Annotated in this window: 19 protein-coding genes; 7 read left to right on the top strand and 12 right to left on the bottom strand. The window is 66.2% G+C overall.

Going from position 1 to position 19040, the window contains the following annotated elements; all coding sequences use genetic code 11:
• Positions 1–5: 5 nt before the first annotated feature.
• The 5 genes from LZ586_RS06695 to LZ586_RS06675 form a co-directional block, all read right to left on the bottom strand.
• The gene (locus tag LZ586_RS06695) at positions 6–1697 is read right to left on the bottom strand and encodes a DUF1800 domain-containing protein (RefSeq protein WP_235078943.1); all 1692 of its coding nucleotides are present in this window, start codon (positions 1695–1697) and stop codon (positions 6–8) included.
• Between the two features lie 334 nt (positions 1698–2031).
• Positions 2032–2565 (bottom strand): 30S ribosomal protein S9, encoded by a 534-nt coding sequence (gene rpsI, locus LZ586_RS06690; protein WP_235078942.1) that lies wholly within the window; start codon positions 2563–2565, stop codon positions 2032–2034.
• Positions 2565–3044 (bottom strand): 50S ribosomal protein L13, encoded by a 480-nt coding sequence (gene rplM, locus LZ586_RS06685; RefSeq protein ID WP_235078940.1) that lies wholly within the window; start codon positions 3042–3044, stop codon positions 2565–2567. Before rplM ends, rpsI begins: the two co-directional genes overlap by 1 nt.
• A 135-nt stretch (positions 3045–3179) precedes the next feature.
• The gene (cutA, locus tag LZ586_RS06680; protein ID WP_235078938.1) at positions 3180–3494 is read right to left on the bottom strand and encodes a divalent-cation tolerance protein CutA; all 315 of its coding nucleotides are present in this window, start codon (positions 3492–3494) and stop codon (positions 3180–3182) included.
• On the bottom strand, positions 3491–4516 hold the full coding sequence (locus LZ586_RS06675; protein ID WP_235078937.1) for a COX15/CtaA family protein: 1026 nt from the start codon (positions 4514–4516) through the stop codon (positions 3491–3493). Before LZ586_RS06675 ends, cutA begins: the two co-directional genes overlap by 4 nt.
• Positions 4517–4693: 177 nt before the next feature.
• Here LZ586_RS06675 and LZ586_RS06670 point away from each other — a divergent pair, with 177 nt between their 5' ends.
• Together LZ586_RS06670 and LZ586_RS06665 are read left to right on the top strand one after the other, a co-directional pair.
• Complete coding sequence (locus LZ586_RS06670; protein WP_235078936.1) at positions 4694–7504, top strand: TonB-dependent receptor; 2811 nt, start codon at positions 4694–4696, stop codon at positions 7502–7504.
• Positions 7505–7529: 25 nt separating this feature from the next.
• The gene (locus tag LZ586_RS06665) at positions 7530–8087 is read left to right on the top strand and encodes a hypothetical protein (RefSeq protein ID WP_235078934.1); all 558 of its coding nucleotides are present in this window, start codon (positions 7530–7532) and stop codon (positions 8085–8087) included.
• A gap of 82 nt (positions 8088–8169) precedes the next feature.
• Here LZ586_RS06665 and LZ586_RS06660 read toward each other — a convergent pair whose 3' ends face one another.
• A complete protein-coding gene (locus LZ586_RS06660) occupies positions 8170–8517 on the bottom strand; it encodes a hypothetical protein (RefSeq protein WP_235078932.1) in 348 nt (115 codons plus the stop codon).
• Positions 8518–8621: 104 nt separating this feature from the next.
• On the opposite strand from LZ586_RS06660, the gene LZ586_RS06655 reads away from it, so the two are divergent.
• Complete coding sequence (locus LZ586_RS06655; RefSeq protein ID WP_235078930.1) at positions 8622–11030, top strand: TonB-dependent receptor plug domain-containing protein; 2409 nt, start codon at positions 8622–8624, stop codon at positions 11028–11030.
• A 127-nt stretch (positions 11031–11157) separates the two neighbouring features.
• Here the strand turns inward: LZ586_RS06655 and dxs are convergent, their stop codons facing one another.
• From dxs to LZ586_RS06640, 3 genes are all read right to left on the bottom strand, one after another.
• Positions 11158–13086, bottom strand: coding sequence for a 1-deoxy-D-xylulose-5-phosphate synthase (gene dxs, locus LZ586_RS06650; RefSeq protein WP_235078929.1), 1929 nt, complete (start codon positions 13084–13086; stop codon positions 11158–11160).
• Positions 13087–13172: 86 nt separating this feature from the next.
• Positions 13173–13631 carry a Fur family transcriptional regulator gene (locus LZ586_RS06645; RefSeq protein ID WP_235078922.1) on the bottom strand — a complete coding sequence of 153 codons (459 nt, stop codon included), beginning with the start codon at positions 13629–13631 and terminating at the stop codon, positions 13173–13175.
• A 729-nt stretch (positions 13632–14360) separates the two neighbouring features.
• Positions 14361–14558, bottom strand: coding sequence for a hypothetical protein (locus tag LZ586_RS06640; RefSeq protein WP_235078921.1), 198 nt, complete (start codon positions 14556–14558; stop codon positions 14361–14363).
• 166 nt (positions 14559–14724) lie between these two features.
• Here LZ586_RS06640 and LZ586_RS06635 point away from each other — a divergent pair, with 166 nt between their 5' ends.
• Complete coding sequence (locus LZ586_RS06635; RefSeq protein WP_235078914.1) at positions 14725–15078, top strand: hypothetical protein; 354 nt, start codon at positions 14725–14727, stop codon at positions 15076–15078.
• A 78-nt stretch (positions 15079–15156) separates the two neighbouring features.
• Here the strand turns inward: LZ586_RS06635 and LZ586_RS06630 are convergent, their stop codons facing one another.
• The 3 genes from LZ586_RS06630 to LZ586_RS06620 all read right to left on the bottom strand — a co-directional run bounded on the left by LZ586_RS06630 (position 15157) and on the right by LZ586_RS06620 (position 17163).
• On the bottom strand, positions 15157–15543 hold the full coding sequence (locus LZ586_RS06630; RefSeq protein ID WP_235078913.1) for a MerC domain-containing protein: 387 nt from the start codon (positions 15541–15543) through the stop codon (positions 15157–15159).
• 359 nt (positions 15544–15902) lie between these two features.
• Positions 15903–16580 (bottom strand): RBBP9/YdeN family alpha/beta hydrolase, encoded by a 678-nt coding sequence (locus LZ586_RS06625; RefSeq protein WP_235078912.1) that lies wholly within the window; start codon positions 16578–16580, stop codon positions 15903–15905.
• A 121-nt stretch (positions 16581–16701) separates the two neighbouring features.
• Positions 16702–17163, bottom strand: coding sequence for a lysozyme (locus LZ586_RS06620; protein WP_235078907.1), 462 nt, complete (start codon positions 17161–17163; stop codon positions 16702–16704).
• Positions 17164–17301: 138 nt separating this feature from the next.
• Between LZ586_RS06620 and LZ586_RS06615 the strand changes: the two genes are divergently transcribed.
• From LZ586_RS06615 to LZ586_RS06605, 3 genes are all read left to right on the top strand, one after another.
• Positions 17302–18039: a TlyA family RNA methyltransferase gene (locus LZ586_RS06615; RefSeq protein ID WP_235078906.1), complete on the top strand. Its 738-nt coding sequence runs from the start codon at positions 17302–17304 to the stop codon at positions 18037–18039.
• Positions 18040–18115: 76 nt separating this feature from the next.
• Positions 18116–18673 carry a TspO/MBR family protein gene (locus LZ586_RS06610; protein WP_235078904.1) on the top strand — a complete coding sequence of 186 codons (558 nt, stop codon included), beginning with the start codon at positions 18116–18118 and terminating at the stop codon, positions 18671–18673.
• Positions 18674–18690: 17 nt separating this feature from the next.
• On the top strand, positions 18691–18972 hold the full coding sequence (locus LZ586_RS06605; protein ID WP_235078903.1) for an accessory factor UbiK family protein: 282 nt from the start codon (positions 18691–18693) through the stop codon (positions 18970–18972).
• The last annotated feature ends 68 nt before the right edge of the window (positions 18973–19040 follow it).

Here is a 19040-nt window from a genome sequence, read left to right as displayed (position 1 = left end):
AATCCTTACCGGTCGACCAGGAACAGCGGGCTTGAGCCTGCGACGTACAGCATCATCTGCGCCCGCTTGCGGGCCTGAACCAGCACATCGGTGTTGGTGATCGGCGTCGCCGCCGCCTTGAGCGCATCCTTTTGCGGCTGCGTCAGCGTGTTGGCGAACAGCAGCAGGTTGATGCGCGCCACCATGCCGTCCAGGTCGGCGCCGAACGCTTCCCAGCCCGCCCATTGCGGCTGGGTGAGCGACGACATCGGCAGCCCGGAATCGACCGCAAACTCGGCGCGCGTCGCGTCGCCGCCGATCGTCCAGTCATAGACGAAGTTATGCCAGCGCAGCACGTTGGACGTGTTGAGCAGCTTCGACGCCGGGCTCTTCAGCGTCGCCGATCCGGGCAGCGGATAATCGGGCGGATAGAAATTGAATACCGAGGGCGCCCGCATCACCGGCTGGCCGAGCCCTCCGTCACGCGTCACGAACACATAGCCGTCGGTGGAAAACCCGATCGCGCGGGCCAGCGCGGTCATCAGCAGGATCGGCTCCTTGACCTTGCCCGCATTGGGTCCCGGGGCGCCGCGCGCTTCGGCATCGCTCAGGATCGCGCGCACCACTGCCTTCAGGTCGCCGCGCACGCCGCTGCCATTATTGGCGAATGCCGCCGCCACGCGTCCGACATAGGCCGGCGTCGGGTTCGGCGTCACCAGCTGGCCGATCAGGAACTTGGCGATGTAGGGCGCGGTGGACGCGTTGTTGAACGCCGCGTCCACCACTGCCGCAACGCTGGCATCCTGCGCCGCGCCGGCAGGAACGCTGATGCCCAGGAAGGTCTTGGCCGTGGTGTCGTACCGCGCCGGCACTGCGATCATCGGCTTGGAATAATCGCGCGCATTGCCGTCGCTGGTCGCCGCGCCGCCGACGCGCGCATAGGTCCAGCCGGTCAGCGCTCGCGCCACTGCCTTGATGTCGTCGGGCGTATAGGTCGGCACCCGCGCGCCCGTCGCGTCGAGCACCGGCGTCCCGTCCAGGTTCAACTGGTCGGGCCCCATCGAGAAGAGCTGCAGCAGCTCGCGCGCGTAATTCTCCGAAGGCGCCGACTTGTTGCTGTCGGCCATGTCGAGATAGTCGCCCATATACCCCAGCATCGTCACCTGGGCGAGAATGTCGCGGTAATTGCCGAACGCGTTGGCGAGGAAGATCTGGTTGAGCGCCGCGATCCCCGCGGCGGAATTCACTTCCTGCTCGGACGCGACGATCAACTGGCCAAGCGCCAGCGCCACTCGCTGGCGCAGCTGGTCCTGGCCCATCACCGCGTCGGCATAGAAGCGCATCGCCACCGGCGTGCGGGAGAAATGCGCGCGCGCGCACACCGCGTCGCCGCTTGCGCAGAAATCTCGGCGCACCTCACCCGCGGCAATGTCGGCATAGCTGCTGCCTGTCGCGGCGAACTGCTCGTCCAGCCAGGCGTTGACGCCGACTTCCTTGATCCGCGCCACCAGCGCCGGCGTCGGCCCGAACGTCGCCTGCTTGGCCAGCCGCGCCGCGTCGCCATCGGTGAAGGCAACCGCCGTAGGGGTCGGGGCCGGCGTCACCACGCCGCCGGTATCGCCTGCCGACGATCCGCCGCCACCGCCGCCATCGCACCCCGACAGCAGCGCCAGCGCCGTTGCCGCGCTCAGCACTAGGCCTTGTTTGAACCTGATCACGCTACGCTTCCCCCGCCCGTTGCCCCGCAACTTGCATGGTCCTGCATAGAGGATTCGCAGCACTCTCCCAACCCGTAGAGCTACTTAAGTGGCTCGCACGGGCGCACTCCCCGCACAGCTCCCCGGCGAAGGCCGGGGCCCAGTTGCCAAGCGCTGCGCAAGGGCGGCCCGGCCTAGCTCCGGCATAGCGGCTGGGCTGCGACCCGCGCGGGGATCCAATCTCGACGGCGACAAGCGCCGCCAACCACCGTCCCGCAAACGAAAAGGGCGGCCCGTTGCCGGACCGCCCTCTCGGTTGTTCTGATCAACCCCCGCTTGCGCAGGGGCAGGCCGATTAGCGCTTCGAGAACTGGAAGCTACGGCGTGCCTTGGCACGGCCATACTTCTTGCGCTCGACGGTACGGCTGTCGCGGGTCAGGAAGCCTGCCGCCTTGACCGGGGCGCGCAGCACCGGCTCGAAGCGAGTCAGCGCCTGGCTGATGCCGTGCTTGACTGCGCCGGCCTGGCCCGAAAGCCCGCCGCCCTTGACGGTGCAGATCACGTCATACTGGCCTTCGCGCTCGGCGACGCCGAACGGCTGGTTGATCACGAGGCGCAGCGTCGGACGTGCGAAATACACTTCCTGGTCACGACCGTTGATCGTGATCTTGCCGGTGCCGGGCTTCAGCCAGACGCGTGCGACGGCGTCCTTGCGGCGGCCGGTCGCATAGGCGCGGCCGAACTTGTCGAGTTCCTGCGCGCGCAGCGGCATCGTCGAAACGGGAGCTTGGGTGACCGGAGCGGCGGTCTCGCCACCTTCGGAAGCCTCGACCGGAGCACCTGCGGCCAGGTTGCCCAGATCGGAAAGGGACTGGCGGTTGTCAGACATTATGCGCCCACCTTGTTCTTGCGGTTCATCGACGCGATGTCGAGGACTTCGGGGTTCTGCGCCGCGTGCGGATGCTCGGTGCCGGCGAAGATGCGCAGGTTGCGCATCTGCTGGCGGCCCAGCGGACCGCGCGGGATCATGCGCTCCACGGCCTTTTCGAGCACGCGCTCGGGGAAACGACCCTCCAGCACCTTGGCTGCGGTGATTTCCTTGATGCCGCCGGCATAACCGGTGTGCTTGTAGTACACCTTGTCCTGCAGCTTCTTGCCCGTGAACCGAACCTTGTCGGCGTTGATTACGATGACATTGTCACCGCAATCGACATGGGGCGTGAAGCTGGTCTTGTGCTTGCCGCGCAGGATGTTGGCGATGATCGTCGCCGCACGACCGACCACCAGGCCGTCGGCGTCGACGATGTGCCACTTCTTCTCCACCTCAGCCGGTTTTGCCGACTTGGTGGTCTTCATCAGCTCCTTCATGGGGCCGGGACCTTTCGTTTAAAACGCGAACGCGCCGCCCTCAGGGACAGCGCGAATGGCGGTCATTTGCTTGGGGAGGGGGCAAAAGTCAAGCAAATGCGTGCCATTGCTGACGGGTATCATGATACCGTGCGGCTAGCCGGTCGCGCCGTGCACCCATTTGAACACCGCCGAACCCGCCGCCGCCGGCCAGGCTTCGATCACCGGCATGTCATAGGAGTGCAGCTCGGCGATCCGCGCCCGCAGCCGCGCGGCCAGCTCGGGCGTCGTCTTGAACAGCACCGGCACTTCCTCGGCAGTCTCGACATCGCCGTGCCAGCGATAGATCGACAGGCACGGCGCCAGGATGTTGGCGCACGCGGCAAGCCGCTCCTCGACCACGCTGCGTGCGACGCGCTCGGCCTCGGCCCGATCGGCAAAGGTCGCGTGGAGAAGCGCGATGTCGCTCACCGCCGCCGTCCCACCCCATGCGCGCCCCAGGTCGTTGCGACGACCAGCAGCGCCCCGGTCAGCTGGTGCAGCGCGGCCAGAGTGAGGTTCACCTGGCTCATCACCGTGGCGATTCCCAACAGGATCTGGATGCCGACCGCGCTATGGATGGCGATCGACGCGCGCCGGTCGGTCCCGCGCACCGCCCGCGCCAGCACCACCAGCGCCGCGAGCGCGACCCAGGCCCACCAGCGATGGACGAAATGGACGATCGCGGGATCGTTGATCAGCGCGTCCAGGAAGCCGCGCCCGGCTACCGTGGGGCCCGGAAAGAAGCGCCCGTTCATCAGCGGCCATTGGTCGGTGACCAGTCCCGCGTTCAGCCCGGCCACCAATGCGCCGAACAGCAACTGCACGAACAGCACCGCCAGCGTGCCGCCGCCGAGCAGCGTCAGCCGGGCGGGGCGGTTCTCCCCGGTCCGCGCCAGCCGCCGCAGGTCCAGCGCGGTCCAGACGATGCCCGCCAGCGTGAACAGCGCCACCAGCAGGTGCGTCGCCAGCCGGGTATGTGCGACGTCGGTGCGCACCGACAGCCCCGACTTCACCATCCACCAGCCGACCGCCCCTTGCAGCCCGCCCAGCGCCAGCAGCGCCACCAGCCGCCAGCCATAGCCGCGCGGGATCGCGCGGCGCGCCGCGAACCACAGCAGCGGCAGTGCGAAGGCCAGGCCGATCACCCGCCCGAGCAGCCGGTGCAGATACTCCCAGAAAAAGATCTGCTTGAATCCGCCCAGCGTCATGCCCTGGTTCAGCTGCCGATATTCGGGGATGCGCTTGTAGTTGTCGAACTCGGCCTGCCATTGCGCGTCGCTCAGCGGCGGGATGATCCCCGACACCGGCTTCCACTGCGTGATCGACAGGCCCGATTCGGTCAGGCGCGTGATCCCGCCGATCACCACCATCAGCACGATCAGGACGGCAACCGCGAACAGCCAGTTGGCGATGGCGCGCGGGCGGGCGGGGGAGTGGGCCGATTGCAGCATCGCGCCGATTTACGCGTGACTTCGACCAAAGGCGAGTGCCGCGATGTGGCGTGAAAACCACTATCGGAATAATCTGCTTTATTCTTTAGTCGGACATATTGTGCTGCGCGCGGGGCGGCGATACAGGCGGACCCTCAGGCAGAAAACTGCCAGCAACATTGTGAAAGGGGAGGCTGTATGAAGGCCAAGACGCTTCTGTGCATGTCGGTTTCGGCGTTTTCGATGATCGCCGGCGCGATGCCAGCCGCTGCGCACGCGGCAACGGTGCAATCCACGGATGCAAACGGCGCGCAGGAAGCGCCCAAGCCGACGGGCCCGTCCGACCAGAGCGTCAACCCCGCCGCGCCGCTTCCCTCTGATCAGGCCGAGTCGACTGCCGCGAGCGACGAAGTCGTCGTCACCGGCCTGCGCCGCAGCCTTGAATCTTCGCAGCGGATCAAGCGCGAGTCCGAGGGCATCGTCGACGCCATCGTCGCCGAGGATATCGGCAAGCTGCCCGACACCTTCGCCTCCTCCGCGCTGCAGCGTGTCGCCGGCGTCAACGTCACCCGCGGCGGCGGCGAGTCCGCCGGCGTCACCGTGCGCGGCCTGCCCGACCTGACCACCACCTATAACGGCCGCCAGATCTTCACGGCCGAGGGCCGCTACGTCCAGATCCAGGATTTCCCCGCCGGCACCGTCGCCGCGCTGGAAGTCTACAAGTCGGGCCTCGCCAACCAGATCGAAGGCGGCATCGCCGGCGCGGTCAACGTGCGCGGCCGCCGTCCGTTCGACTTCAGCGGCTTCGAGCTTTCGGGCTCGCTCAATTATGTGCATTCGCAGCAGTCGCAGGGCGGGGTGCCCAACGGCAACCTGCTGATCAGCAACCGGTGGGACACCGGCATCGGCGAGATGGGCCTGCTGGTGAACGCGTCCTATGTCGGCATCGACTTCCTGGATTCGACCCGCGAACAGTCGCTGGTGATCGGCACCACCAATGCCGCCAACGCGCCGACCGCGCAGTCCGGCCTGCGCTTCCCCGACGCGCAGGGCAACTTCCTGGGCTACGGTAGCCGCTACCGCCCCTCGGCCAACGCCGCCTTCCAGTGGAAGCCGACGCCCGAACTCGAAATCTACGCCGACGGTCTGTTCCAGGGCTTCCGCTCGAAGGACTATAACCGCTGGATGTTCATCCCGATCTTCGGCGATGGCATGACGCTCTCGAACGTCACCACGATCTCGGGCACCAACCAGATCTCGACCGCGACCGTGAACGGCGCGGCTCGCCCCGATGGCTATACCGGCTCGTTCGACGGCAAGACCGACACCTATCAGGCGGGCGCCGGCGCGATCTATACGAAGGATCGCCTGCGGCTCTCGGCCGACGTCGCTTATACCGACAGCCAGTACACCGCGAACAACGTCAACATCGACTATGCCGCGGCAAGCTCGCCGGTGCGCAACGTCCAGTTCGATGCCGCGCATGACGGCGGCCCGACCCAGAGCTTCGTCAATTTCGACATCAGCGATCCCGCCAACTTCATCAGCCGCGGTCTGTGGCAGGAGCTGCTGGTGGTGAACGGCAAGGACCTGCAGGCACGTGCCGACTTGTCCTACGATCTCGACCTCGGCTTTCTGAAGCGGATCGACGTCGGCATCCGCTATGCCGATCGCGATGCGGGTCGCGATCTGGGCAACCTGTACGTCAACAATGAAGGCGCGCGCGTTCCGCTGGCGTCGCTTCCGGGTCTCGACGTCCGCACCAGCCTGCCGGGCTTCACCTACAACCGTGTGCAGCCCAACGTCTTTTATGCCGCGCCGACCCGCGACAGCATCCGTGACAACCTCACCGAGTTGCGCTCCTTCTTCGGCGTGCCCGCGGGAATCCCGCCCTTCAACCCGGCCGAGAATTTCCGCGCCAACGAAAAATCCTATGCCGCTTACGCGCAGCTGAAATACGGCTTCGAACTCGGCTCGACCGTCCTGGACGGCGTCGTCGGCCTGCGCGCCGTCAAGACCAAGACCAAGATCGACGGCTTCTCGCGCGAAGAGGGCGTGGGCGGCGTTATCACCAACCCGGCGGTCAGCGCGGAGAGCGAATATACCGACTATCTGCCCAACGCGAGCGCACGCATCGGCCTGACCGACAAGCTCCAGCTGCGCCTCGCTTATACCCAGACGCGTACCCGGCCGAACTTCTTCGATCTTCGTCCGAACCTGTCGCTCGGCCAGCCGGTGATCCTCGCCCCCGGCGATCCCTGCCTCACCGACGCCACGCCGCCGGAGTGCGTCGAGCGTCTGCGCCGCGGCGGCTCGGCCGGAAATCCGAACCTGAAGCCGCTCACCTCGGACAATTACGACGTCAGCCTGGAATATTATTTCTCGCGGACCGGCTCGTTCACCGCGGCAATCTTCCGCCACGATGCCGAGGGTTTCCTTGCGACGGTAGCGGACCGCTCCACTCCCGCGCTGCGCATCGATCGCCCGGTCAATCTCGGCCAAACCCGCATCCAGGGCGCCGAGGTGACGTTCACTACCTTCCTCGACATCGACGGGCTGCCGGATTGGGCCAAGGGCTTCGGCATCCAGGCCAACGGCACCTATCTTGATGCCAAGGGCGATCTTCAGCCGAACTTCGCGTCGACGCTGAACAATGAGCAGCAGGTGTTCCCCGGCGTTTCGAAATGGGCGTACAACCTGGTCGCGCTGTACGAGAAGCCGCAATTCTCGGCACGTCTGGCCTATAATTACCGCTCCACCTTCGTGACCGGCTACACGCTCGAGGCGCTCGATCCGATCGCGCACCCGATCAAGGAAAAGGGTCGCGGCCAGCTCGACTTCTCGACCTCGATCACCCCGGTGCCCAACATCACCGTCGCGTTCGACATCGTGAACCTGCTCGGCAACCCGCTCCAGCGCGAGCGTGCGTACGACACCGGCGACACCTTCGCCCGGCAGATCCTGTATCTCGAGCGCAGCTACTCGCTCGGCGTGCGGTTCCGCTTCTGACGATCCCGGGGCCAGGAGAAACGCCATGCGAATGCTTCCACTCGCCGCGCTTTGCCTGATCCCGGCTTTCCTCGCCGCTCCCTCTTTGGGAGCGGCGCAGGAGGCGCCGAGCATGGCCGATCGGCTCGCCAACGATCCCCGCGTCGATGCGCTGCGGCCCTACGGCTTTCCGATCGTGCCGCCGGTGCGCAGCGACAAGACTGTTCAGTTCGGCAAGATGCTGCGCATCCCGTTGCAGGGGCATGCGGACTTCTGGCGGCTTGGCATCGTCAGCCCGACGCTCAAGCCGGTCAAGAAAGGCGACCGCATCGTCATCGCCTTCTGGGCCAAGGCTACCGATACCGCGAACGGGGCTCCCGGCAGGATCGGCCGCGTCCAGCTCGAAACGACTCCGGTGGTGCGCGCGATCTTCGAAAAGGCCTTCGATATCGGCCCGGAGTGGAAGATGTACCAGCTGACCGGCAATGCCGACCGCGACTATGCGCCCGGCCAGCTCAACGCCGCGCTGCACATCGATGCCGCAAAGCAGACGCTCCACCTCGGCCCGCTGTTCGTGCTGAACTACGGCCAGACCGCCGAATAGAAGCCGGGCCGCCCGACATCATTGTTGCCGCGAAGCAACATCGCGCGCAATTTCGTTGCGGTGCGGCATTGTGTCCCTTTCGTTACAGAACAGTGCGGCCATAATGGTCTTCGTCGGGGAAGGGGGCTCCCCCATGGGGAGGATCATCCATGCGACGTTCGGCTACCGCGCTGCTCTCGATCACCGCTTCCACGCTGGCCTTCGCCGCTTCCGCGCAGGCGCAGACCAGCGCGACTCCGCCTCCGACGGACTTGGTGGAAGGCGCCACGCCGCAGGACGCGGTGCCCGACGAGGATCCCGCCAACACCGTCGTCGTCACCGGCACCCGCGCCGCCAACCGCACCGTCGCCGACAGTCCGGTCCCGATCGACGTGATCTCGTCCGAAGCGCTGCAAAGCTCGGGGCTTGGCGAGATCAACAAGATCCTCAACAACCTCGTCCCCTCGTTCAACTTCCCTCAGCCCTCGATCACCGACGGCACCGACGTGATCCCGCCCCGCCTCGCTGCGCGGCCTCGCGCCGGACCAGACTTTGGTGCTGGTCAACGGCAAGCGCCGCCACGTCTCCGCGCTGCTCAACGTCAACGGCTCGGTCGGGCGCGGCTCGGCGGCGGTCGATCTCAACACGATCCCGGCCTTGGCGATCGAGCGCATCGAAGTGCTGCGCGACGGCGCTTCCTCGCAATATGGCTCCGACGCCATCGCGGGCGTGATCAACGTCCAGCTCAAGCGCGCCAATCACGGCGGCCGCGCCCAGGTGAGCTACGGCAAGTACATCAGCACGATGCAGGGCGTGCCCGATGTCAGCGGCCTGTTGCTGACCGGCGGCCAGCCGGCCCTCGACCCTGCCGATACCCGCATCCTCGCGGCGAGCCGGGACGGCGAGCGCAAGGTGAACGATGGCGATCTGTGGACGATCGGCCTCAATGTCGGCCTGCCGATCGGTGCCGAGGGCTATCTGAACGTCACCGGCGAGTATCGCGACCGCCAGAACACCAACCGCGCCGGCTACGACCTGCGCCCCAACTATAATCGCCCCACCGCCGCGTTCGACGCGCGCGAGGCGGGCTTCAACCGCCTCAACTTCCAATATGGCGATCCCCAGACCGAGGATTACAACGTCTTCGTCAACACCGGCGTGCCGCTCGGCGATTTCGAGCTCTACGCGTTCGGCTCCTATTCCTCGCGCGACGGCCTCAGTGCCGCGAACTTCCGGCAATCCGCTTCGGCCAACAACCGCGACTGGTCGACGATCACTCCCGCCACCACGCCCAATGCCGGCAATTTCGTGCCGCTGCGCGCCAACGGCTTCCTGCCGTTCATCCATTCCAAGCTCGAGGATTATTCGCTGGCGGTCGGCATCCGCGGCGATCTGGCGGGATGGTCCACCGATCTCTCGCTGGTCTATGGCCACAACCAGTTCGACTACCGCACCGAGAACAGCCTCAACACCTCGTTCGGGCCGGCCTCGCTCAGCAACTTCGACTCCGGCGGCCTCGCCTTCGGCCAGCTCACCGCCAATCTCGATGTGAGCCATGAGTTCGACATGGGCCTCGCCAAGCCGCTGACGTTCGCGGTCGGCGCCGAATACCGCAACGACGATTTCAACATCCGCCCGGGCGAGACTCAGTCCCACGCGATCGGGCCCTACTTCCGCTCTGCCTTCGCCACCACGGCTGCCAATTGCGGCGTCCAGGGCGGCGTCTACGCGGCCGCGACCGGCATCTGCAGCTTCCCGGGACGCGGCGCGCTGGTCGGCGCCCAGGGCTTTCCCGGCTTCCCGGAAAGCGCCGCGACCGATGTCAGCCGTCACAGCTATGCCGGGTACGTCGAACTCGACACCGACCTGTTCGACGGCTTCACCGTAACCGCCGCCGGCCGTTACGAGCATTTCTCCGATTTCGGCGAGACGCTGAACGGCAAGCTTGCCGCCCGCTACGAATTCAGCCCCGGCTTCGCGGTGCGCGGATCGGTATCGAACGGCTTCCGCGCGCCCTCGCTTCACCAGCAATATTTCACCACCACCTCGACCAACTTCATCGGCGGCGTGCCGGTGGAAATCAGCACGCAGCCGGTTTCCAGCCCCGTGGCGCAGGCGCTCGGTGCGAAGGAGCTGGAGCCCGAAAAGTCGTTCAACTGGACGGCGGGCGCGACGCTCAACCCGTTCCGCGGCTTCAACTTCACGGCCGACTATTACCACATCAAGATCGACGACCGCGTCGTCCTGACGGAAAACCTCGGCGCGGCCGGCAGCGGCACCGCGGCGGTGAATGCGGCGGTGAAGGCGATCCTCGACGCCAACGGCTTCCAGTCGGTCGGCGCGGCGCGCTTCTTCATCAACGGGCTCGACACCACCACCGAGGGCGTCGACGTGGTCGGCACCTACCGCTTCGGCGTGGCAGGGCTGGGCAATTGGTCGCTGTCGGCGGCGTACAACCGCAACACCAACAAGATCGACCGGCGCATCACCGATGTCGGCCCGCTGGCGCAAATCCCCGGCCTGATCCTGTTCGGCCGCGTCGAGGGGATCCGCTTCACCAACGGCCAGCCCAAGGACAAGCTGGTGCTCAGTGCCGACGGCACGCTGGGCGGTTTCGGCATCACCGCGCGCACCACGCGCTACGGCGAAGTCATCGCGCCGGGTGCCGCCACGCCGCTCACCGACCCGACGAGCCTGACCGCTTATGGCCCCGACGACGTGTTCCTCGAGCCCAAATGGGTCACCGATCTCGAAGTGCGCTTCACCTTCCAGGAGCACGCGACGTTCGCGGTGGGCGCCAACAACCTGTTCGACGTCTACCCGACCGCACGCCCCACCGGCGCCCGTCCGAGCAGCGTCGGCGGCTTCTATCCGGTCGACGCCTATTACCAGCCCTACAGCAGCTTCTCGCCCTTCGGCTTCAACGGCCGCTTCCTCTACGGCCGCTTCTCGGCGCAATTCTAACGGCAGGGACTTGGATCAAACAGTCACCCCGGCCTTGTGCCGGGGTCCACTGTGCCGCGATGGCAGTCTTCGCCAGTCTCGATCCGACCTAGCCTCGGCTTCCTGCGCAGGCCAGTGATGGCGCCGCTTACGCCCGCGCGCCGCCCCCGGCAGCGCTGGTCTCATTCCAGCGCAGCGCCTTGAGCACCGTGTCGACGATATGCTCGGCGTTCAGCCGCGCCTCGTCATACTGCTTCTGCGGCGACGCCTGGTCCTGGAACAGGTCGGGCAGCCGCATCGTGCGCAGCTTCAGCCCGTTGTCGATCAGCCCCTCGTCGCTGGCCAGCGTCAGCACATGCGCGCCCAGGCCCCCGATCGCGCCTTCCTCGATCGTCACCGCCACTTCATGGCTGGTCAGCAGCTTGCGGATCAGCGCCTCGTCCAGCGGCTTGGCGAAGCGCAAATCGGCCACCGTGGTCGAAAGCCCCTTGGCCTCCAGTGCGTCGGCGGCCTTCAGCGCCTCGGCCAGGCGCGTGCCGAGCGACAGGATCGCCACCGTCTTGCCGTCGCGGACCACTCGGCCCTTGCCGATCTCCAGCTTCTGCGGAACCTCCGGCAACGCCAGCCCGACGCCATTGCCGCGCGGATAACGCAGCGCGATCGGGCCCGCATCATATTCGGCGGCGGTGTAGGTCATGTGGACCAGCTCGACCTCGTCCGCCGCCGCCATCACCACCATGTTGGGCAGCGTCGCCAGATACGTCACGTCGAAGCTGCCGGCATGCGTCGCGCCGTCCGCGCCCACCAGCCCGGCACGGTCGATCGCGAAGCGCACCGGAAGGTTCTGGATCGCCACGTCGTGCACCACCTGGTCGTAGGCGCGCTGCAGGAACGTCGAGTAGATCGCGCAGAACGGTCGCATCCCCTGCGCCGCGAGCCCGGCGGCGAAGGTCACCGCATGCTGCTCGGCAATGCCCACGTCGAACGCGCGCTCGGGGTGCGCCTGGGCGAACTTGTCCACGCCCGTGCCCGATGGCATCGCCGCGGTGATCGCCACGATCCGCTTGTCGGTCTCCGCCAGCTTGGCCAGCGTCTCGCCGAACACGTTCTGGTAGGAAGGCGGCCCCGGCGGCGCCTTGTCCTGCGTGCCGGTGATCACGTCGAACTTCTGCACGCCGTGATATTTGTCCGCCGCCGCCTCGGCCGGGGCGTAGCCCTTGCCCTTCTTGGTGACGACATGGACCAGGATCGGGCCGTGCTCACTGTCGCGGACATTCTCCAGCACCGGGATCAGGTGCTCCAGATTGTGCCCGTCGATCGGCCCGACATAGTAAAAGCCCAGTTCCTCGAACAGCGTGCCCCCGGTCGCCATGCCGCGGGCATATTCCTCGGCCTTGGCGGCGGCGTTGTGGACGCGCTTGGAAAGCTTGCGGATCGTCTTCTTGGCGAACTCGCGCAGCCCCAGATATTCGGACGACGACACCATCCGCGCCAGATAGGCCGACAGCCCGCCCACCGGCGGGGCGATCGACATGTCGTTGTCGTTCAGGATCACCACCAGCCGGTTTCCCGCGGCCTCGGCATTGTTCATCGCCTCATAGGCCATGCCCGCGCTCATCGCGCCGTCGCCGATCACCGCGATGCCCTTGCCCGGCGTTCCCGCCAGCTTGTTGGCCATCGCGAAGCCGAGCGCGGCCGAGATCGACGTCGACGAATGCGCCGCCCCGAACGGGTCGTATTCGCTCTCGCTGCGCTTGGTGAAGCCCGACAGCCCGCCGCCCTGGCGCAGCGTGCGGATCCGCGACCGCCGCCCGGTCAGGATCTTGTGCGGATAGCATTGGTGGCCGACGTCCCACACCAGCTTGTCGTCGGGGGTGTTGAACACATAATGGATCGCCACGGTCAGCTCGACCACGCCAAGCCCGGACCCCAGATGCCCGCCGGTCGATCCCACCGCCGAAATGGTCTCCTGGCGCAGCTCGTCGGCGAGCTGGCGCAGGTCGGCGGGCTTCAGCTTTCGAAGATCATCGGGTGTATCGACGGTGTCGAGCAACGGCGTGGTAGGCAGGTCGGACATCGGCCCCTGTTACTCCAGCCATTCGCAGGTGTCGAATGCTTGCGTGGTGCAGAACGCGTGCAGCTCAGCCGCCCGGCGCAAGCGCGTTACTGGCAGTCCCCGCACTTGCCGCGCACTTCGATCACCGGGCGCACCGGCGCGAATCCCGCGCCCGTAGCAGCCGAGCGCACGTTGCGGGTGATCGAGTCGTCGTCGATATGCGTGGTCTGCCCGCAGCTGTCGCACACCAGGAAGATGCAGTCGTGCAGGCAGTCCGGATGCGCGTTGGCGACATAGGCGTTCGCGCTCTCCACGCGCCGCGCCAGGTTCGCGCCGACGAACAGGTCCAGGATGCGGTACACGCTGTTGGCCGCGACTCGGCGCCCCTCGGCCTTCGACACCGCCTCGGCGATGTCATAGGCCGATGCCGGCTTGGCGAACCCCGCCAGCGCCTCGAACACGCGCTCGCGCATCGACGTCCACTGCTCGCCCGATTTCTCCAGCGTGGATTGCGCCGCGCGGGTCAGGTCGCTGCCGTGATGCTCATGATGATCGTGCGCGTGCATACCCTGATTTAAGCCTCCGAAGGCCCCGCCGCAAGCTGGCCTCCGTCTAAAGGGCGACCCACCAGCAAGTCGCGATTGCTGTTCTAGCACTAGACAGATCGAGAGGCGTCCACGCAGAAGCGCCGGCGAACCCTCCGACAGATACTGCCTGCTTCCGCCACCAAACGGGCGGAGTTGACGACGACGGCGCCGCCATGCACGATCTTTCGCATGCTTCGATCGGTCTCGCAGTTTTGGATCGGCTCGGTCTTCGGGACTTCCTTGCTCTGCTTGTGTGTCCCGCACGCCATCGCTTGTCGTCCAGGTCCGACACCAAGTGTGCGTAAGCAGGTGTCCAGCATTAAGGAGCAGCTAAAAAGAGCCGAGGTGACTGCAATCACAGGAACGGTCGTCCGAGCTGTTGAGGGTAAAGATGACGTGGCTCGAATAGTACCGCTCAGAGTGTACAAGGGCGATGTCAGGCCATTCTATGATATAGCGACTCCAAACACATGTTACCTTATTTTTGGATCGGGAAGTATCGGCAGGGTGTACACTGTTTTGCTCTGGCGAGATGGTGACCGGTTTTTCATACATGAGGAACGGGATTTTGAAGCGCGCGAGAAGTTGTTGAAACGAACTTTGACGCGCTTATACCCCTCGAAGTCGCGCGACTAAGGACGCCTCCGCGCCCGAAAGCCGCCATTCCGCTTCCTCCCCACTTCCCGCCGGCCTCCTCTCCACATTCACCTACGCCCCGGCTGCGTTACCCACTGATCGGGCGGAGATTGCGGCGTTGAGCTGCTTCTTGATCGAGGCGCCCAGCAGGTGCTGCTCGATGTTGGAATAGCCTTCCAGTTTAAGGGTGCGTCGGATCTCCTCGACGGTGCGGCAGTTGCTCTGCCGTGCGAGTTCCAGCGCGCGCTCCAGGGTGCTCTTGTCGTTCATGGTTGTCGGAATAGCGGAGGCGTGGCGTTGCCACCAACCCTCAGTGGACGATTTCTGGATCCCCCGTGCGGTCGCTGTTTCGGTCACCGCGCGAGAGTGAGCATCCTCGGCAAGCTGCCGGCGCCCCGCAATTGCGTGCGCCGATGCGGCGATCTAGAGGTCGGCCATGGCAAAGGCTGATCGACTTGCTCGCCTCGACGCTCGCAGGGCGGAACTGGAATCGGAATATGGCGAGGCGCTCGTTGCGGCCTTGCGAACGACGGCAGCGGGTAAATGGGGACTTTTCGATCACAAGGGCGATCGTGCGATGCGCGCCGCGGCAGCGCCCGTCGTCGACGATCTGAACGCGCTTGGCGAAGCTATCGACGAGGCACGAGACCAGCTGGGATTGCCGCCATACGTTCTCCACCAGGAGTTCGTCGCATCGCGCGGCCCAGTGGGGCCGGAAGCCATGGGTGAGCCCAAACAAGCCCAGGCCTGGCTTGACCGCCTTGCAGAGACGAAGGCGGTACGACTTTAGTCGAATCTCAAGGCCGAGTGTCTCGTTCGCCGCTGCTTCCAGCTAGCCGCCAGCAGCTGGCCGCCAGCCGTCCCCAGCCTAGTAGGTCGCACGCCGGTTCAGGTCGTGGCCCAGCGCCACCAGGCTGACGCCCATCAGCGTCCAGAACGTCTCGAACCCGCCATGCGGGATGCTCAGCGCGCCCGCCATGATGCCGAGGCCGAACGCACCGACCACTGCCGGCATCATATAGCCATGGCTGACGATGCCGCGGCCCAGCGTCAGGATGCCCATGCCGATCGCCAGCATCAGCCCGATCTCGTGAATCGTGGGATGCACCAGCGCGCCGGCGGAGGAGATGACAGTGAGCAGGACGGTGGTCGCCACGCAGTGTACCAGGCACAACCCGCTCAGCCCGATCGCCAGGCGATCGAAGCGTGCATCGATGCCGCCCCAAAGGCGGGCAAGCGGGAGACTCAACGTCATGGCCGGCATATAGGCCACGCATCTGGAAGGTACAATATAACATTCGCAAATTGCCGCGCATTGGCGATGCCGGCCGGGTACGCCGAAGTCAGGACGGCGGCGTGAGGACCCTGGTGCCTGCGCGGAACCGATCGGCGGCGATGTGAGAAGGGCAGGGACGCGAGCTAGGATCGCGTGAGATCGACAGGGTATCGATGGTGCCGGCTCTCTTCCCGCTCCGGAGCCGATACGGGTAGGCCGAGTGACGCTCTAGGGTACGCCACTCGGCCACGCCCGCTTAACCTATTTAGGCTTTTGCGGCCGTATTCCAACCGGGCTGCGCCGATTTGTCGTATCGGCGCGGCAGTCCGAACCGGGCGTCACCGTCCGGCACCCAGATAATGGGCATGCGCCGCATCGGTGGCGTTGACCGCCAGCACCGACCGCGCATCCGCCGCCGAATGGGGCCATCCGTCGCGGTCCGATGCGGCATCCAGCACGCGGTCGAGCAGCGCCTGGCCTTCCTCCCACCAGCCGATGCCGCTGGCGGCGTTCAAATGCCCCTGTGGACCGGCATCGACGAAGACGCTGCCCCAGCCCTTTGCCAGCGACTGCGCCTTGTCGGGCGAGATCCACGGATCGTCGCTGCTCGCGACCACGATCGAAGGGAAGGGCAGCGGCGCGCTGGGTGAGGGCTGGAAGGCGGCGAGCTCGGGCCGCACGTCCGGCTTGTCCACATCCGCCGGCGCCACCAGCAGCGCCCCGGCGACCGGCCAGCCGAACGGCTGGGGCGAGAGCGAGGCCCACCACGCGACGGCCAGGCAGCCCAGGCTGTGCGCCGCCAGCACCACCGGTGCCTGCGCGCCGCGGATCGCCTGGTCCAGCTTCGTTACCCAGCTGTTGCGGTGCGGGGTGTCCCACATGCCCAGTTCGACTCGGACCGTGTCGGGGCGGGATTGCTCCCACAGCGTCTGCCAGTGCGAGGGGCCCGAGCCACCGAGCCCGGGGACGGTGAGGATGATCGGCGAATGTTCGTCAAACGGACTGAAGATCGTCATGTTTCCGCTCCTGCGGGAGGAGATGGCCGGATCCTCTTTGTAATTCCCATCAGCTAAGTAGACAATGGCCTTGCGATGGGCCGCCGCGCGGGTGCGACGGCCTGTCCATGCGTCGCAATTCTCAGCTGGCGTAAAGCGCCGCTTCGGCGGCGCGGCGGCGTTCCAGCCCCGGCATCACCTTGCCGTGCGCCCGGTCCCAATGGCCGAATTGCGCCTGCGCGCCTCGGTAATCGCCCGCCTTGTGGAGCCTGAGCAGCGTGCTCGACTCGAGGTTGGCGACGCCGACATTGTAGGCGAAGCTCAGCATCGCATCGAATTGGGGCTGGGTGGTCGGTGCGTCGCCGATCGCGGCGGAAACCCGCGCGGCGAACCGCGTCACGTCCTGCGCCAGCCGCGCGTCGCATTGCTGCTGGGTCCACACCAGGCCGGGCACGATGTCCGCGCCGGTCGATCCCCATCCGATCGTCCAGGGATCGCCGCCGCTCCCCGGGTCCGGATAGGCCGCGAAGCCGCCGTCATCCTGTCGCTTGGCACAGCCTTCGAATTGCTCGATCAGTGCCGTGCATGCCGAACTTGGCGTCATCGATCTGCCTCCCCCGTTGCATCCCGACGACCCATGAAGCCGTTGAAATCCTACATTGCAACAGGCTTTTGCGGTGTCGGCCGGGGGCTCTGCTCCGTTGCGGTTGCAACTCGGCGCGCGCCGCGCCTAAACGCGGCCATGGCCAAGCAGCGCGTAGACCAGATGCTCGTCGATCGCGGCCTCGCCGAAAGCCGCAGCCGCGCCCAGGCGCTGGTGATGGCCGGCCTGGTCTTCATCGGCGACCGCAAGGTCGAAAAGCCCGGCTTCGGCGTCAACGAGAGCGTCGTGCTCGACGTTCGCGGCCGCGATCACCCCTGGGTGTCGCGCGGCGGCATCAAGCTTGCGCATGCCCTCGACCATTTCGGATGGAGCGTCGATGGCGCGGTGGCGATCGATGTCGGCTCGTCGACCGGCGGCTTCACCGACGTGCTGCTCAGCCGCGGCGCGGCCAAGGTCTATGCGGTCGACAGCGGCACCAACCAGCTCGCCTGGAAGCTGCGCCAGGATCCGCGCGTGATCGTCCACGAACAGACCAGCGCCCGCATCCTCACCGACGCGCACATTCCCGAGCCGGTCGACCTGGTGGTGTGCGACGCCAGCTTCATCGGCCTGGCCAAGGTGCTCGACGTGCCGCTCCGCTTCACGCGCCCCGGCGCGCGTCTCGCCGCGCTGATCAAGCCCCAGTTCGAGGCCGGCCGCGAGGAAGTGGGGAAGGGCGGCGTCGTCCGCGATCCCGCCGTCCACGAACGCGTCTGCGCCGAAGTCGCCGACTGGCTGCGCTCGATCCAATGGGAAGTACTCGGCGTCACTCAGAGCCCGATCACCGGGCCAGAGGGCAATGTCGAGTTCCTGATCGGGGCGACGCGCCCGGCCTGAAATCTTTTCACGATTGCGAAACTCTATACTAACCGTCTTCCGCAAGGGTGCGCCTGGAAAAAGGGGAGATACGGTTTTGCGTGAACTCGCGTCCAAGGGTCAGTTGCGTCTCGCTTATTTTCGCTGGGCCATCGTCACCGTCCCGCTGATCCTGCTACTGGGCTTTGCCTCGGGCCGCGCGGCGCCAAGCGGCGACGAGAACGCCTGGTTCATGGCGCTCGACAAGCCCGCGATCATGCCGCCGGGCTGGGCCTTCCCGGTCGCGTGGAGCATCCTCTACATCCTGATGGGATTGGCGCTCGCCATCGTCATCAACGCCCGCGGCTCACGCAAGCGCGTCCCGGCGTTGATCGTCTTCGGGATCCAGTTGATGCTCAATCTCGCCTGGACCCCGGTGTTCTTCGGCATGCACCTCGTCGTCCCGGCGCTGGTGATCATCGGCGCGCTGATCGTCTTGGTCGCCATCACCATCGCGCTGTTCTGGCAGGTGCGCCGCACAGCCGGGCTGCTGCTGCTGCCCTATCTCGCCTGGATCTGCTTCGCGTTCGCGCTGCTCTTCCAGATCCATGTGCTCAATCCGGATGCGCAAACTCTTGTACCTTCGCGCATGACCGACCAAATTGAGATCCGATAGCTTTTAGGAATTTGAAGATGCAGACCGACAACCGCCTGTTCGACGATTTCGTGAAGTTCGTGAACGGCGCGGCGGGTACCGTCGCCGGGATGGCGCGCGAGACCGAGTCCGCTGCGCGTGACCGCGCGCGCGAGTGGATCGGCGGCCTCGATTTCGTGGCGCGCGACGAGTTCGAGGCTGTGAAGGCCATGGCCGCAGCCGCGCGTGACGAGGCCGATGTTCTGAAAGCACGCATCGCCGCGCTCGAAGCCCAGCTCGGGACCGCCAGCGTTGGTACTACGCCGCAGGGCAACGCTTGACCGATAGCGCCGCCGCCTTGTCCACAGCTTTTCGGCTCAGGCACGAACCCTCGGCTTGTGCCCTCGAG

Source organism: Sphingomonas sp. S2-65 (genome assembly GCF_021513175.1).
In the GTDB taxonomy this organism is placed as follows: Bacteria; Pseudomonadota; Alphaproteobacteria; order Sphingomonadales; family Sphingomonadaceae; genus Sphingomonas.
This window is presented reverse-complemented; position numbering and strand designations above follow the sequence as displayed.